We start from the raw sequence: 16835 nt of genomic DNA on the forward strand, positions 1-16835 counted from the left end.
TTACTCTATATTTATTCCATCATTTTCTTGCAAATAAATCCCCGATTGAATTTCTATTAGTTCCAAAGGAATAAAGCCTGGGTTCTCTATCATATGGCTGACTCCTACAGGCATGTAAATAGACTGGTTTTCAGTAACAATATGTATAGAATTATCTTTAGTTACTTTTGCTGTACCGGATACAACAACCCAATGCTCAGCTCGATGATAGTGTACTTGTAGAGGCCTGCTTTCTCCGGGTAATATAGTAATTCGATTCACTTTATAGCGGTCACCACTATCAATTGCATCTGATTTACCCCAAGGCTTATATGATTCTCTATGCTCTTTGAATTCTGAACGGTTATTCATTTTAAGTTGTTGAACTATTTTTTTGACTTCTTGTACCTTGTCTTTATCTGCAACTAAAACGGCATCTTTCGTCTCTATCACTACAATATTTTCAAGTCCCACCGTAGTAACAAGTTTATTAGGAGCGTAGATATAACAATTTCTAGTCTCTTTTAAAATTGTATCCCCTTGGTGAACATTTCCATTTGAGTCTTTCTCTGAAATATCCCAAAGAGCCGACCAAGAACCAACATCACTCCAACCTGCATCTAAAGGGACCACTATGGCTTTATCTGTATGCTCCATTACTGCGTAATCAATGGAGTTATCGGGACATTTAATAAACTCGTTTTCATCAACCCGAAAAAAATCCGTATCATTTTTGATGTTTTCAGAAGCTTTTTGACATACGGAAAAAATTTCTGTTGAAAACCGCTTTAGCTCTTCAATATACACACTAGCTTTAAACATGAAGCAACCACTATTCCAATAGTGCTCCCCCCCGGCAAAGTATTCAGTCGCTAACTTTAATTCAGGCTTTTCAACAAATCGTTTTACTGCATAAGCCCCTTCACTGACATTTTCACCTCGTTGAATATATCCATAACCAATTTCTGCAGAGGTTGGCACAATACCAAAGGTCACAAGATTACCTTTCTCTGCTTCATGCATCGCCTTTAAAACAGATCGTTGAAATGCTGAAGTATCTTGTATTACATGATCAGCAGCCAATACTAACAAAATAGGATCTTGTCCATTTTTCAATGATTGAATAGCGGCTAAGGCAATCGCAGGGGCTGTATTCCTACCAACCGGTTCTAAAATAATTTCTGCTTTTGCGCCATAGCTTCTAACTTGTTCGGCTACAATGAAACGATGTTCTTCATTTGAAATAATGATCGCATCTAATGAGTTCATACCTTCAATTCTATCTAATGTAGCTTGAAGCATCGTATGTGAATTTTTACCATCTAAGGCTAAAAATTGTTTAGGAAAGGATGAACGTGAAAGTGGCCAAAGGCGTGAGCCTGAACCACCAGCCATTATGACAGGTAAAAACATTATTGTTCCTATTAACTGAGTTGCGTTGTTAAGTTTAGTAAATATTGGCCGTACTCATTTTTAGCCATTGGTCTTGCTATATTATCCAACTGATTCTTACTCAACCAGCCTTGGTTAAATGCAATTTCCTCTAAACAAGCAATTTTAAATCCCTGTCTCTTTTCTATCGTCTCTACAAAATGAGCTGCTTCTAACAAACTTTCATGCGTACCTGTATCTAACCAAGCAAAGCCACGACCAAGAAGTTCAACATTAAGTTGACCTTGCTGCATGTAAACCTGGTTAATACTAGTAATTTCTAACTCACCACGTTCGGACGGCTTAATAGTTTTAGCAATGTTAACAACCTGATTATCATAGAAGTATAAACCCGTCACAGCAAAATTTGATTTAGGGTTGCTCGGCTTCTCTTCGATTGAAATTGCTTGTTTATTCTTATTGAATTCAACCACACCAAATCTTTGTGGATCTTTTACTTGATAGCCAAATACCGTTGCTCCAGATACTAACTGGACAGCTTCTTTTAACTTTGGAGAAAACCCTTGGCCATAAAATATATTGTCACCAAGAACTAAACAAACATTCGATTTTCCAATAAATTCTTCGCCTATAATAAAAGCTTGAGCTAAACCATCTGGCCGAGATTGGACTGCATATTCTAAATTTAGGCCAAATTGCTTACCATCACCTAACAGTCTTTGAAACCCTGCTTGATCTTCTTCGGTTGTTATAATTAAAACATCTCTTATTCCGGCTAACATTAATACGGAGAGAGGATAATAGATCATTGGTTTATCGTATACTGGCAATAGTTGCTTAGAGACGCCTCTAGTGATCGGATACAAACGGGTTCCTGAACCACCAGCTAATATAATTCCTTTCATTACCGACGATCTCCTGTGCCTAAACGCTCAAGGCTATAAGAACCATCTAATACTCTACGCCACCAAGTTTTATTATTTAGATACCACTCAACGGTTTTACGAATACCTGATTCAAACGATTCTTCTGGTTTCCAACCTAGTTCACGTTCAATTTTTGATGCATCAATCGCATAACGAGCATCATGTCCAGGACGGTCTGTTACATAAGTGATTAAGTCTTGATAGTAGTGAACATCTTCAGGCTTATTTGGAACTAACTCTTCTAACAATGAACAAATCGTTTTTACAACCTCAATATTGGCTTTCTCATTGTGGCCACCTATATTATAGGTTTCACCTACAATTCCTTCGGTTACCACTTTATATAGCGCTCTTGCATGATCTTCAACAAACAACCAGTCCCTAACTTGCATTCCATTACCATATACAGGTAAAGACTTACCATCTATGGCGTTAAGAATAATTAATGGGATGAGTTTTTCAGGAAAATGATAAGGTCCATAGTTATTAGAACAATTTGTTACAATAGTTGGTAAACCGTAGGTACGTAACCACGATCTAACAAGATGATCACTTGAGGCTTTAGAGGCTGAATATGGACTTGAGGGCTCATAGGATGTGTCTTCTGTAAACAGATCATCTGTGCCTTCCAAATCCCCATACACTTCATCTGTCGAGATGTGATGAAAACGAAATTTCGTTTTCTGATCTTTATTCAAATCATTCCAATATGTACGAGTTGCTTCTAATAGTGTATAGGTACCAACAATATTAGTTTCAATAAACGCGGCTGGACCATCTATAGAGCGGTCAACATGTGATTCAGCCGCTAAATGCATCACCGCATCTGGCTTATGTATAGAAAACACTCTTTCTAAGGCTTCTGCATCACAAATATCAACTTGCTCAAATTGATATCGTTCATTAGAGTTAATTTCATCTAGCGATTCTAAATTGCCCGCATAGGTTAATTTATCTAAGTTCACAACTTCATCTTCAGTATTATTGATAATATGCCTAATCACAGCAGAACCAATAAACCCTGCGCCACCTGTTATTAAAACTTTCATATTTTCCTATTTATATTGTCAAGCAACCCTACTTAGAGGTATCAGTAATAAATCTATTATATTTATTACTTGTTGGCTCCTCGCTAGCTTGGACGCTTTTTTATTAGTACACAAAAACTTATCAATCACGATTGTGTTTTCGATTTATTTTTTCTTACATCAAAAAGGAAAAAACAGCGGTATAAAAAATAACGAAACCGCAGTATAAACCAACGAAACCTTCCAACCTGTTTTGATAAAATCCATGACTTTATAGCCACCCGCGTTCATAACCATTAAATTGGTTTGGTACCCAAAAGGGCTAATAAAGCTGGCACTTGCTGCATAAGCAACTGCCATAATAAATGGCAATGTACTGACGTTATAAGCCGTTGCGAGAGATAAACCTATCGGCAACGTTATTGCGGCTGCTGCAGTATTGGTAATTGTCTCAGTTAGTAGCACAGTTACAATAAATAGGATAACTAATGCAAAGTACGGATTTTGAGATCCAACAAAAGAGAATACCGCATCGGATAGAAAGTCGGCTAAACCTGATTCTCTAAACGCTTGAGCAATAGACAACGCACAAACCAGTATTAACCAAAGTTCAAATGGGAAACGTCGTCTTAATGTGGTGCCATCTAATATACTGCTCGCGACCATAAAAATAAGATACAGCGCCATCATTTCAAGCAGTGATACCGAACTAATAACCGAAGCTAATATGGCAGTAATAAAACCGCCAATAGCAAAAAAATTAGCTTTTAGACTCAATGGTTGATGTAACGATTTACCGGTAAGTATAAAAAAATTGCGACTTAAGTTTTGTCTTTTACTAAAATCTTTACCGACAGCCAAAACCAGTTTGTCTCCGGCAAAAATAGATTGTTCGCCTAACTTACCAGATAATTTTTGACCTTGACGTTTAATAGCCACAACCGCGGCGTCAAACCTTGAGCGAAATTCCGTATTCTTAAGAGTGCGTCCTATTAATATCGATTCAGGACTAACAATGACTTCGATTAAGTTTTCCGATAACAATTTACTGCTGTCGGCAAAGACTTCCACTCCATCCAACATATTTAATTGCTTCACTTGGCTAACATCACCAGTGAAGATAAGTTTATCGCCCTGTTGGATTACCATATTAGGAGCAACCGGTGACAGTAATTCATCACCTCTTACTATCTCGGCTAAAAACAAACCATCCAGTGCTCTCAGGCGGTTTTCAATAACACTTTTTCCTATCAGTTTACTATTGGGCAGCACCTCTGCATCAATAAAATAAGCGTCGGTATTCACTGTTGCCGAATCTGAGCTTTTTAGTCGATAGCTAGAAAACGCAATCACACAACCGACTAGAGTAAACAATAATAAGCCAACCGGTAAAAAGCTGAAGAAGGTCAGAGAAGGCAGCCCTTGCTCAACAATTAAAGCATTAACAATTAAATTGGTTGATGTCCCGATTAGAGTGATGGTACCTCCAACAATAGCAAAATATGAAAGAGGCATAAGAAGACGAGAAGCAGAATGCTCTTGATTTCGTTGTATCCCACTCATCATGGTTGCCACTACTGCAGTATTGTTCAATAACGCAGAAGAAATAGCCGTTCCAATACCTAATCTAAAGATAGTTTTTCTATAACTAGGATGAAAAATTTTGCTCGAAATCCAAGTTAACAACTGGGTTTTTTCTAAAGCTAAAGAAGCCAGCATCAAGCTAATTAAAGTTAATACCGATGTATTAACAATATTACCTAGCACATCTTGTTGCGATACATTGTCTGTAATATAAAGAACAATCACTGCACAAATAAACAGCAGAGAAGGCCGCACATTGGAAAAAACCAGTGCTGCTAAAAGTGAGATAATAACGATAGAAGTAATAAGCATATTTAAACCAACATCACAGAAAAATGGTTCTCGAAGTTTGCCTCACTATTTCCCTTTTTTAGCTATAAAAAAAGATTTAGGCACGCTACCGCCCTTAGGTAAGCCCCCTAAATGGCGATAATGTTCAAATTATTTTATCGTACACACGAACAAACCGCGTTAACGGGTTGTTGATTGTACAGCAGTGCTGGGGTATCTTCTACTCGAAACCAGCAGCAATACTAAGAGAAACCGAAGATATTATCTCACTAAGCAATAAGCGTCTGGTTTTTAGCCAATGAGGACTAAACTGCGAAGGTACAATCTTTGTCCAAAATAGTAGTTTATTATATTAACTAGCATTCACTTTTATAAGTAATTTCATTCTATGAATAAACGCAATGATTTTGACATAAACGCTTACAATCCACAGTTTGATAAGTCCTTTCTGTTGCCTAAATATTGGGGGACTTGGATTGCTGTATTTTTTGCCTCCATGCTGAGTTTTACTCCTGTTAGTTTCCGATATTGGACGGCAAAAATTTTCGCTAAACAAGCGGTGAAAATTAACAATAAAGCCAATAAAAGAGCGCGAGTAAACTTAAAAATGTGCTTTCCAGATAAAAGCACTGAACAAAGGGAACATATTCTAGTTGCTTCTTATGTTACATCCATTTCGTTTCTATTAAGTTTTGCTTCGCTAACATTACGCAATAAAAAATGGCTAGATACCAACACCACTATAAATGGGCTGGAGCACTTAACTTCTATTACCGACAAAGGTGAAAGTGTTATTTTACTCGTGCCACATACTTGGGCAATTGACATTCCTGCTGTTTTACTTGCGTCTAGAGGTTTACCTGTATCGGCAATGGCAAAAGCACAAAAGAATCCAGTTTCAGACTGGCTAATGCATAAACAACGTGTGCAGTACGGTGGAAGAATTTATGATCGAAGTGGTGGTATAAAACCATTCATCAAATCAGTTCGTGATGGTTACTTGGGCTATTACCTACCGGATGAAGATTTAGGGCCAGAACATAGTGTATTCGTTGATTTTTTTGCGACCAAAAAAGCGACCATTTCAGGATTAGGGCGATTATCTAAACTCAGCCGAGCAAAAATTGTCCCTTTATTTGCTATGTATAATTCCTCAACTGGACAATATCAGTTAGACTTTTATCCCGCATTACCGTTTCCTACCGGTGACGAACAGCAAGATGCTAGAATGATGAACCAATGCATTGAAGAATATGTGGGTGATAAGCCGGAGCAATATATGTGGATTCTTAGATTATTAAAAACGCGTCCAGATACTAATGTAAACCCATATCGACTTTAATTAAAGTACGAGACGAATCAATTCTGTCGGATAATTACGAATAAAAACATGAATAATATGAAATTTTTTGACCACATAATTTGCGCACCCATCTACTTACTTTTTACAAGTACCTTTTTTATAGAAAATGCAGATAAAAAGCTCGTCATATTTGTACTAGTCTCACTCATTGTCTCCATCGCTAAATATGGAAAAAAGCCGATTACAACAAACATTAAAAAACCGTTAAATATTCTATTGATAATAACCATCATCTATTTAAGTGTTTTTTACTATATTTACGGTGGTTCAAGTCAAGAAATAAGGGTATTTCTTGTCATGTTAGTACTATTCATCTATTTCCCACAACATTTATTAACAAAGGGAGTTATCGACCGGTTACTTATTATTGGATCTTTCTGTTCTATTGGGTTTGTATTATATAATAAATATGCTTTGGGATTAGATAGAGGAATACCTATCACTGGTGGAGGTTTTAATCCTATCCCTTATGCCTCCGCTGCATCTATTGTTGGATTAATATCTATTTATCGTTTTATAGAAACAAAGAACAGCCTATTATTGATTCCAATAATTTTTTACTCAGCAGTTATTATATTTACTCAGACTAGAGGTGTCATTCTTCCATTTCTTGTCATCTTTCCACTATTTTTTCTTCTTTCAAAATTTAGCCTTAATAAGAAAGGTATAGCAATTGCTACAATTATTTTACTAGGCATTGCATATATAGGTCATGAGCCAATTGAAAGTCGGATTAAAAGTACGATACAAGAAATAAATGCAATTCAAGAAGGTAATTTACAATCATCCATAGGACTCAGACTACAGTTCTGGGATGCAGCTGTACAACTAATAAAAGAGAGGCCTGTGTTTGGTTTTGGCGACCAACATTCTGAACGATACCAGCAGCTATACCATCAAGGGAAGATTAGCAAAGCCGCCGCAGAATACTCTCCCACTAACTATCATAATCAATATTTAGACACAGGAGTAAAGAAAGGTATCGTAGGCCTAATCCTATTACTGAGTTTACAATCAATACCTATTGTTTATTTGTGTAAATATCAAGCCTCTCGTGTCAGTATGTCATTCGCTTTCTGTTTATTTACTCTTTTCATTGGTATTTCTATGACCGCGACACCTTTTAGGCAAGCACTACCAATGATGCCTATTCTATTTTCTATCTATTATGTCACCATTATTTTTGCTAATAAGGAAGAATTAAATGTCAAATAAGAATATTGTTTTTTTACTTCCGGACATCAAAGGAGGGGGGGCAGAAAAATCAGTAATTAACTTATGCCTATCAATACAAGAACATAGTAACTATACCTGCCATCTTCTGGTATTGGGTAACGTGGCAGAATATGATATCAATGACATTAATGTTCATTTTCTTGATATCAAAAATAAGATAAAAAAATCCGGTATTCATAGATTTACCTACAGAGATAAAGCAGCAAAGTACATTGATGGTTTTATCATAGATAACTTTGGTAAAGAGACTAAAGTATTTTCTAATATGATTTTGTGCGACAAAATCATGTCTAAAAGCCGACTCAATGTTCATCACATTATAAGAAATTCTTATGGTAGCTCTTTATTAAAAGGGAAGTCTTGGTTCAAAAAGAAAATGGAAGTTAGTAATATCTCTAAGACTTACAGCAACCATCCTCTCATTTTTGTTTCTCAAGGAGCCATGGATAGTTTTTGCACTCACTTTCATTCAAATGTGCCAAAACAAGTTATATATAATGCTATTGACGCCGATAGGATCAAGTTATTCGCTAGCGACTATACTCCTGATGAATCGAATTATATTTTACACATTGGTCGGTTTAATCATCAAAAAAGACATGATAATTTAATAAAAATATATGCCAAGTCCGCTATCGATAATCCATTACTTATCATGGGAAAAGGTGAGTTAAGAGATAATATTGAAAACAAAATAATAAGTCATGGCATTGATGATAAGGTTAAACTAATTGATTTTAAGTCTAACCCTTATCCTTATATCAAACATTCTCAACTAGTTCTTCTCACCTCTGACTTCGAAGGATTACCAAGAGTTATGATGGAAGCTGTTGCTTTAGAAAAACCAGTTATCGCCTTCGATAGTGTTGGAGGAATCAGAGAGGTCATAACGAACCCTAATTCACTAGTCCCAATGGAAGACTTTGATGGCTTTGTTACAAAAATGCATGACGCAATAAACCACCCTCAACGCTACATATCTTCACCTCGGAAAGAATTTATGCCTAAGTTCATTTGTGAACAGTTTATAAAACTGATCTAGTGAATATCATTCACTTTATCTATTCGTTTCGCTGGTATACCTGCTACTGTTGAATTAGCAGGTACATCTTGATTCACAACTGAATTTGCACCAATTACCGAATTGTCTCCAATATGAATAGGCCCAATGATGACTGCATTCGCATAAATAGTTACATTGTTTCCCAATGTTGGCTGAGGTGCTTTAGTTGTGACACTCCCTATAGTAACATTCTGATAAATTGTACATCCCATACCTAATTTAACATCATGTCCAATAACAATACCTATTGGATGGGGAAACTTTGTTTTCCTTTTGTAATAGTATTGGATCTGAGTCCCTTCAGCTGACTTGGTACTAAAGTCATTAGCTAACAACAACTTATAAGAGCGGTATCGAAAAACTGCATAATAAAAATTCTTCAATTCTCTGAATTTCAACGGCCGAATAACTAAACAGTCAATCGGATGTAATATTTTCTTAATTATATTCATGTTAATTATCTTATCGTGACTTATGTGAGCTTAATTTATATTAAGGCGGTTCAATCTTACTCTTAAATCAGCTAGCCCTTGTTGCCAATTTTCGTATATCTGTTCTTGTTTTTCTGCTTCACTATCGTTAATAAGGGTAACTCTATTACAAAATCTCTCAAACCCCATTCCTGCGGAAGAATAAATAGAAACAATATCGATTTTTTCTTCATTTGAAAATAAAAACAGTTCAAGTGGAGTTTTACTATCTACAAACGAAGCCTGAGAAAAGTAATTAGTATACTTCTCTTCGTTTTCTCTAGGATGAACTTTTATTTGATAAGAGAGCCCTTTTTCATCCAAGTACTTAATTAGTTCTTCATAAACCTTTAAATCACATCCAGTCGAGTCCATGTTCGCCAATGAAATAGGCTGAGTAGCTATAAGGACTTTAGGAAATTCATTTAAACTCGATAAATCCAGTTTAAAAATAGGAAATAAGTACTTACTGACAATATCAGTGTCAATGAAATCTATAGCATGAACCTTATGCTTTATTGTGTTTGGTGCAAACTCTTTATTTAATAAAAGAATACTTCGACAACGGTGATCATCACCTATATATCTACGGTGTTTTTTTCTCTGGATCAATCGTTCTATATTATTTAACGCATTACCACTATAGTTTGATAAACCATCTTCAATAACTTGATAGGTTTCGACTGTCAGCCTTAATAGCCTAGCTAAACGATTTCTATCGTTAAAGAGAAATAGGTTTATTTTCCTACTGTTATCAATATTGAACTGCCTCTCAAATACATACTTTCTCGTTCGGTTTTTAAAATAAGCGCTGGCTACGAGCGCCGTTGCACATAACTTATGTGTAAAACCGATCGGTCCTTTATAAGTTTCACCTAATAAGTTTTTTCTTTTTACAAACTTTACGGACACCCAACTAGGCAAAACGGTTAAGTCAAACTGTTGTTCACTTAAATCTTGCTGATCAAGAATCATAATAATTAAACTATCTTGTTCAGAGTCTCTGATTGCTCTTAATAAAGCAAACATAAAGTGGCGCAGAGTAGAGCATAAATACAAATCCATCATTTTTATTCTTCTTTACCGTTATTTTGATAAGCCACGATATATATCAAGTGTCGCTTCAACACCCTGCTCTACATTAAACTTATTGATAACTCGTTGCTTTGCGGCAACACCAAACTGTTTACACAATGAACGATTATGATAGAGTTTTAGAATAGCATCAGCCAATGCAGCAACATCACCAGGTGGGACAACTAACCCAGTTTCACCATCTGCGACTAATTCTGCATTACCACCAGTATCAGAAACAATCGCAGGTACACCATAAGAGTTTGCTTCTAATACTGCTCGACATAACCCTTCTCGCTTGGTTGTCGGTAAAATGGTTAAATCTGAAGCCGCCGCAACTTCTGGAGCATCAGTTCGATAACCTAAAGCATGTATTCTTTCTGGTTTACCGCTTCGCGCGATCATCTCCTGAATTTTTTCTGATTTAGGATCCGCTCCTACTAATAATACATCGAGATTAATATCAGCAGGAAGCAACTTAACGGCGTCAATCAACACACTTAAGCCTTTTCTTGGTCTTAAGTTAGCCACTAGTGAAAGTTTAAATGAATCTGCATTTAAACTTAACTCTTCCAAACTAGCTTGAGGCTTTTGGTACCATGATTGATCATGCCCTTTATAAACTGTGATCGGTTTATTTTTATCACCCCATACATGCTGCTTCAAGTCGTCACGCACGGCATTTGCCACACAAATGATTTTATCTAATCGAGGATGCAGCATCGTCAGGTAGCTAGCAGGATCCAAACGGCTGATATTGCCTGTTTGTCCACGATAAGCAATAACTTTAGCCTTAGTACCAATTGCTGCTGTCGCGCCATTACTACAAGCTATATTATTGAATAAGTGCAAAATATCGATATCTTTAGATTTAATTAAAGAACGTATTTTGGAAATGGTTGTTAATGAGATTTTTTTATCTAGAGGATCAGTTAACACCTCGATTCCATGCTGCTCAAAATAAGGAATCAGCCCTGAGTTAGGATTACAGAGGACAGTAACATCAACTTGCCCTGATTTATGTAAGCCAATAATTTGCGAAGCTTCCGGTCGAATTGGGTTGATGTTGCTACGGCTATGATGTGTAACCGCAAGTAGCTTAATTTTTTTCATATTTAATGACTATCAGTATGCAGTGAGATTGAAAGATCAGTAAGTATAGTATTTTACTAATCCAAGTCCTTATCTATTACGTCTACAATGTGTATAAAACCTTATCAAAAACTTATTTAATCACAGCTCACGATTCGAGATTATGATTTTTCTTGTGACTAAACTAGTATTAAAACTTCCAGTAACCTAGTGACTTACGAATTTTAAAGTTCCTGAACCAATTTTTAGGTTTATTATTCTTCCAATTTGATTGTAACATTTCTATTACTGCATCTAGTATCCTCGGTGCAGATTCTCCATCTAAATATGGCGTAATGTTAGAACCGTACTTATTAATTTCTGTCATCAATTTTTCAGTAGGAGATAAAGCCATTTCAATTGCAGGCTTCAATTTTTCTGGATTAGTAATATTTATAAAGCTCGCTTGTACATCTCTATTATTAACCGTTACAACTGGTTTATTAAGTAATAAAAATTCTTGAAAAATAGATGAATTATCACAAACCATTACATCGGCTAAGTGCATCATATCAATAACTTTATCATTATAAAAAAACGTCAAATTTTCAGATTCAAGTTGGCGATATTTCACAACTGTTTCTTTAATCATCTTTGGATGTAACGTGACTAACCAATGCCATTCTCCAGTTTGACTTAGTTGTTTTATCTGTTCATAAACAAGCTCTGCGCAAGATAAACTAGGAGAAAAAGTCGATGCAAATAAAATATGCGGTTTTGTTTTACTCTGTTTTTCTACTAACAGATGGTTTGTCTGTGCAAATAAACTGTCAAGTTTTACCCACCCAGTTTCAACAACTTTAAAATACTCTTTATTTTTTGCTAATGACTGCAAAGAGCTGGTTCTTCCTGGCCCTTCCGTACAATAAAGATCAAATAATCCTCTTTCAGGATAGACGTTACCTCGTTTACTTTGGTTTAGTCCGTGAAAAACTTGAACTTTTATCCCTGAAATAAATGCAGGCACTTTATTTCCAGGTACAAACACAGCGTCTGGTTCAAATTTTACTGCGCTCTCTATACTTGTACATAATACCTCATCATCTAAAAGAAAATGACTAGACACATCCTTGCCAACCAATAACCAACGAATATCATGACCTAACAATTTTGCATGTTTCTGTATTGGCCTTAATATGTCAAAAGAGTAATTTTGTTCTACATAAAGTAGAAAACGGTACTTTTTTGATTCAGGCTCATGAAGCAAGGGCATTTATACTCTCCAAAGGACAAAAAGTGGCAATTTATAGTAACAGAGTCAACTTACATGCTTTATAGTTTACTGGTTATTGTTTATAAAAACACGTTACCATAAATTAATTTATTGAGATTAATCTAGGCATGCTTATTCGTTTACTTTACACATTGGTTCTTTTTCTCGCCTGCCCTGTTCTTTTAGTTGGCTTATATAAGAAAAAAACCGGTAAACCAACCTTTGGCTCTCGCTGGAAAGAACATTGGGGGATAACGCCTACAACTCAGGCAAAAAATCCTATTTGGATTCATGCTGTCTCTGTTGGTGAAACCATTGCTGTTACGCCGATTATTAAAGCGATAAAAAAGCAAAACCCACAACAAGCCATTGTATTAACCACCACAACGAGCACTGGCGCACAACAAGCAGAAAAGTTAGCCGATCTTGTTGAGCACAGATATATGCCGATTGATTTTGCGTGGTGTGTGAAAGGTTTTCTGCGTTCGGTAAAACCCACACAGCTGTTAATTATGGAAACGGAATTATGGCCTAATACACTATATACCGTCGCAAAATCTAATATTCCGATCACCGTGCTAAATGCTCGCTTGTCAGAAAAGTCTTGTTTACGCTACGCAAAATTTCAATCTATATTTAACTTATTAGCAAAAAATATATCTCAAATACTTTGCCAACATGAAGACGATGCAATGCGTTTCAAACGACTCGGATTTGCTAGTGAAAACCTTCATGTTACGGGTTCGATTAAATTTGATATCAGCATTCCCTCTCATATTATGCAGTCTAGCCAAAAATTGAGAATCGAGCTAGGTAGCGAGAGACCAACCTGGATTGCCGCAAGCACTCATCAAGGTGAAGATGAAATATTATTGCAAGCGCATAAGCGATTATTAAAATTACAGCCTAATGCGTTGATGATTCTCGTCCCTAGGCATCCTGAACGATTTACTGCTGTGAGTGAATTAGTACAGCTGCAAAAATTAAAAGCCATTACTCGGACAAGCCAACATCCACCACAAGACGATACCCAAGTTTATATTGGCGATACAATGGGCGAAATGTTGTTATTAATTGGTGCTGCTGATATTTGTTTCATGGCGGGAAGCTTATTGGGAAATAAAGTAGGCGGGCACAATCTTCTTGAGCCAGCTGCATTGGCTAAGCCACTTATAAATGGCCCAAGCTATTATAATTTTAGCGATATTACTCAACAATTATTAACGGATAATGCATTAGTGATTGCGAGTACACCTGACGAGATAGCAGAACAACTGAACCTGATTTTTACAGATACCATACTGTCGCAATCAATGGGCCAGGCAGCATTAAAGGTGGTAGAAAGAAACCGAGGCGCACTAGAGAAAACACTGCGTTATTTATAGTCTAATTAAACGTTTTCTATATCTACACAGTTCTAATTTATACTGAAATACGTGCTACCTATTTTAAAATGTACTGCCTATTTGAAATATAGAATAGGTCTTGAAAACTCACTGTCCTTTTGTAAGGTAGCTTGTTCGATTAACCAGAGTAGCCTGCAAGCAATAGCTGCCATTCATTTTCATTCCAATGAATATTTCGCTTACCCTGTTCTTTAAAAAATGAACGTTTTAACCGGTCTAAATTAGATGACTTCCAAGCGTCACCCGATTGAACAGTGCATTTATCAAAATCGATAATCCACACATTTTGTTCATCATCTAGCAATATATTATGGATATTAAGATCGGTATGATTCACGCTTACATCGTGCATTTTGCGAATTTGCTGGCCAATATTATAGTAGTTTTGTTTCGTCAAAGGCTGACGTTGCAATATATCCACTAAGTCATGCGCATTAGGCACTTTCTCACTCAATAAATCAGCACGATAAATTAACCCTGTTTTCACTGCCCGAGCCGCAATAGGCCGTGGTACATTAACACCAGCTGTTCGCAATGTGGTTAGCAATAAAAATTCTTGATAGCTTCTCGTTTTTTGCCAACCTTGAAAGCAGTACTGATCACTCACTAGTTTGCCGAATAAACCGCCTCGACGATAATGCCTTAGCGCCCCTTGCAGATTAGCCAATTGAACAAACCAAGTCGTTCCTCGCCCTTTAGCTACACCAACAACCTTATTGTGTACATACCAATAAGGCGCATTAGTGCACATCTCTACTGGAACAGATAGAAGATCTGAATCATACCAAATAGTCTCATTTCCACTTTTATAAGTTTGCACCAGTGCCTCTGTTTGAACTTGGTTATTTTGAATATAAGCGTGACGGATTATATTCGAGTTTGGTTTTTTGTTTTTTGTTCTTTGTTCTTTGTTCTTTGTTCTTTGTTCTTTGTTCTTTGTTCTTTAATTAAACGTAACAGCCCGCTATTTTATACAACCGACTTTTATCTTGAATAAACTCGTCTTTATTTTTGAGTGTAACCACTTATAACGATAGTTTACATTTAACCATGGCAACTGCATAATTCGCATTACCTACTTTACGAGTAAAGATGTTATGGCTTTATTTTCTTCTGCTCCAAAATCGCTTTGTATATTAAGGCTTTCCGCTATTGGTGATGTTTGTCATGCTATCGCAGTAGTTCAGGCAATTCAAAAATATTGGCCTGAAACCAAAATAACGTGGATAACAGGAAAAATAGAAGCACAGTTAATTAACCAACTGCCTAATATCAATGTGGTTATCTTTGATAAAAAACAAGGCTTTGCTGGCATGAAGAAAGTATGGCGACAGCTTCCTGAGCAACGTTTCGATGCACTTTTACACATGCAAGCAGCGATTCGTGCTAGTGCTCTTTCTTTTGGTATTAAAGCAAAATATAAAATAGGTTTTGGTAAAAATAGAACCCGTGAAGGACAACAATTTTTCACCAACAAACATCTTGCTAATACTGATAGTTTTCATGTACTAGATAACTTTGCTGAGTTTGCCAAGTATATTGGCGTACCATTTGAATTACCTAGTTGGGATATTCCTATTAGCCAAAGTGATGTTGAATTTGCAAAGAAAAAACTACCTCAACAACCAACGTTAGTCATTTCACCCGCGGCGAGTAAAGACGAACGAAACTGGTTAACGGAACGATATGCTCAACTAGCAGATTACGCCTATGAGCAAGGGTTACACATTGTTTTATGTGGTTCCCCTGCACCAAGAGAAGTAAAGCTAGGTCAACAAATAGAAGCTCTGTGTCAGTGCCCTGTGACCAACTTAATTGGCCAAACCAATTTAATGCAACTAACGTCTGTACTTAAACAAGCCGATATAGTTCTGGCGCCAGACACTGGACCTGCTCATCTCGCCACCACTCAGAATACACCGGTTATTGGTTTGTATGCGCACAGTAACCCAGTACGAACTGGGCCATATTATAGCCAACAATATGTGGCTAGTGTGTATCAACAACATGTGGAGCAGCAACAAGGAAAACCGCTAGAACAATTAAGCTGGGGCACAAGAGCCAAAGGGGAAAACCTAATGCAGGATATTAGTCTAGAAATGGTAAAACAGCGCTTAAATCAGTGGTTAGCCAGCAAAAAGGAACAATGTAATGGATAATCATGTACTCTACCCTGGCACATTTGACCCCGTCACAAATGGTCATATGGATATCATTACTCGAGCAGCAAAAATGTTTGATCAGGTTACTGTTGCGATCGCGTATAGCCCGAGTAAACAAACCATGTTTTCGCTGCAAGAGCGAGTCGATATGCTGCAAGAATCGGTAAAAATGCTTGATAATGTGTCGGTTGAAGGATTTTCAGGGTTGTTAGTTGACTTTGCTAAACAAAAAAATGTCAATTTACTGATCCGAGGCTTAAGAACCACTGTCGATTTCGAATACGAATTTGGCTTAACCAATATGTATAAAAAATTGATGCCTAATTTAGAAAGTATCTTTTTAACCCCAGCAGAAGAGTATGCTTTCCTATCTTCAACGATTGTAAGAGAAGTCGCGATTCATGGCGGTGAAATCGATCAATTTGTGCCTATTCCTGTGGCGATTAAGCTAAAAGAAAAAGCACAAAAATAGCGCTTCAGCAGCATGGTATTTAAGCTGTAATTGAGTCGAACTGGA

15 protein-coding genes are annotated in these 16835 nt (G+C 36.6%); 6 read left to right on the top strand and 9 right to left on the bottom strand.

Annotation, left to right across the window (positions count from 1 at the left end; genetic code table 11):
* The 4 genes from ACLKML_RS11185 to ACLKML_RS11200 all read right to left on the bottom strand — a co-directional run bounded on the left by ACLKML_RS11185 (position 1) and on the right by ACLKML_RS11200 (position 5221).
* Positions 1 to 1392 carry a mannose-1-phosphate guanylyltransferase/mannose-6-phosphate isomerase gene (locus tag ACLKML_RS11185; protein WP_413285387.1) on the bottom strand — a complete coding sequence of 464 codons (1392 nt, stop codon included), beginning with the start codon at positions 1390 to 1392 and terminating at the stop codon, positions 1 to 3.
* 11 nt (positions 1393 to 1403) lie between these two features.
* The gene (gene rfbA / locus ACLKML_RS11190) at positions 1404 to 2276 is read right to left on the bottom strand and encodes a glucose-1-phosphate thymidylyltransferase RfbA (RefSeq protein ID WP_413285388.1); all 873 of its coding nucleotides are present in this window, start codon (positions 2274 to 2276) and stop codon (positions 1404 to 1406) included.
* Positions 2276 to 3346 carry a dTDP-glucose 4,6-dehydratase gene (gene rfbB / locus ACLKML_RS11195; RefSeq protein ID WP_413285389.1) on the bottom strand — a complete coding sequence of 357 codons (1071 nt, stop codon included), beginning with the start codon at positions 3344 to 3346 and terminating at the stop codon, positions 2276 to 2278. Before rfbB ends, rfbA begins: the two co-directional genes overlap by 1 nt.
* A 159-nt stretch (positions 3347 to 3505) precedes the next feature.
* Complete coding sequence (locus ACLKML_RS11200; RefSeq protein ID WP_413285390.1) at positions 3506 to 5221, bottom strand: SLC13 family permease; 1716 nt, start codon at positions 5219 to 5221, stop codon at positions 3506 to 3508.
* Between the two features lie 367 nt (positions 5222 to 5588).
* Here ACLKML_RS11200 and lpxM point away from each other — a divergent pair, with 367 nt between their 5' ends.
* The 3 genes from lpxM to ACLKML_RS11215 are packed head-to-tail and all read left to right on the top strand — an operon-like array spanning position 5589 to position 8841.
* On the top strand, positions 5589 to 6542 hold the full coding sequence (gene lpxM / locus ACLKML_RS11205; protein WP_413285391.1) for a lauroyl-Kdo(2)-lipid IV(A) myristoyltransferase: 954 nt from the start codon (positions 5589 to 5591) through the stop codon (positions 6540 to 6542).
* A 48-nt stretch (positions 6543 to 6590) separates the two neighbouring features.
* Positions 6591 to 7778 carry an O-antigen ligase family protein gene (locus ACLKML_RS11210; RefSeq protein ID WP_413285392.1) on the top strand — a complete coding sequence of 396 codons (1188 nt, stop codon included), beginning with the start codon at positions 6591 to 6593 and terminating at the stop codon, positions 7776 to 7778.
* Complete coding sequence (locus ACLKML_RS11215; protein ID WP_413285393.1) at positions 7768 to 8841, top strand: glycosyltransferase; 1074 nt, start codon at positions 7768 to 7770, stop codon at positions 8839 to 8841. The genes ACLKML_RS11210 and ACLKML_RS11215 overlap by 11 nt, the downstream gene beginning before the upstream one ends.
* Here ACLKML_RS11215 and ACLKML_RS11220 read toward each other — a convergent pair.
* The 4 genes from ACLKML_RS11220 to ACLKML_RS11235 form a co-directional block, all read right to left on the bottom strand.
* Positions 8838 to 9314: a serine O-acetyltransferase gene (locus tag ACLKML_RS11220; RefSeq protein ID WP_413285394.1), complete on the bottom strand. Its 477-nt coding sequence runs from the start codon at positions 9312 to 9314 to the stop codon at positions 8838 to 8840. The genes ACLKML_RS11215 and ACLKML_RS11220 overlap by 4 nt on opposite strands.
* 30 nt (positions 9315 to 9344) lie before the next feature.
* Entirely contained in the window at positions 9345 to 10400 is a 1056-nt protein-coding gene (locus ACLKML_RS11225; protein ID WP_413285395.1) for a glycosyltransferase family 52, read from the bottom strand.
* Positions 10401 to 10418: 18 nt separating this feature from the next.
* Positions 10419 to 11519, bottom strand: a complete 1101-nt coding sequence (locus tag ACLKML_RS11230) for a glycosyltransferase (protein ID WP_413285396.1) — start codon at positions 11517 to 11519, stop codon at positions 10419 to 10421.
* Between the two features lie 169 nt (positions 11520 to 11688).
* Entirely contained in the window at positions 11689 to 12750 is a 1062-nt protein-coding gene (locus ACLKML_RS11235) for a CDP-glycerol glycerophosphotransferase family protein (protein WP_413285397.1), read from the bottom strand.
* Positions 12751 to 12878: 128 nt separating this feature from the next.
* Between ACLKML_RS11235 and waaA the strand changes: the two genes are divergently transcribed.
* Positions 12879 to 14135, top strand: a complete 1257-nt coding sequence (gene waaA, locus ACLKML_RS11240; RefSeq protein WP_413285398.1) for a lipid IV(A) 3-deoxy-D-manno-octulosonic acid transferase — start codon at positions 12879 to 12881, stop codon at positions 14133 to 14135.
* A 139-nt stretch (positions 14136 to 14274) separates the two neighbouring features.
* Here waaA and ACLKML_RS11245 read toward each other — a convergent pair whose 3' ends face one another.
* Positions 14275 to 14979, bottom strand: coding sequence for a 3-deoxy-D-manno-octulosonic acid kinase (locus ACLKML_RS11245; protein ID WP_413285872.1), 705 nt, complete (start codon positions 14977 to 14979; stop codon positions 14275 to 14277).
* A 274-nt stretch (positions 14980 to 15253) separates the two neighbouring features.
* Between ACLKML_RS11245 and ACLKML_RS11250 the strand changes: the two genes are divergently transcribed.
* Positions 15254 to 16315 carry a glycosyltransferase family 9 protein gene (locus tag ACLKML_RS11250; protein WP_413285399.1) on the top strand — a complete coding sequence of 354 codons (1062 nt, stop codon included), beginning with the start codon at positions 15254 to 15256 and terminating at the stop codon, positions 16313 to 16315.
* Positions 16308 to 16790 (top strand): pantetheine-phosphate adenylyltransferase, encoded by a 483-nt coding sequence (coaD, locus tag ACLKML_RS11255; protein ID WP_413285400.1) that lies wholly within the window; start codon positions 16308 to 16310, stop codon positions 16788 to 16790. The genes ACLKML_RS11250 and coaD overlap by 8 nt, the downstream gene beginning before the upstream one ends.
* Positions 16791 to 16835 lie beyond the last annotated feature (45 nt).

Origin of the sequence: Vibrio sp. MA40-2 (genome assembly GCF_047302445.1) — a bacterium.
Classification (GTDB): domain Bacteria; phylum Pseudomonadota; class Gammaproteobacteria; order Enterobacterales; family Vibrionaceae; genus Vibrio.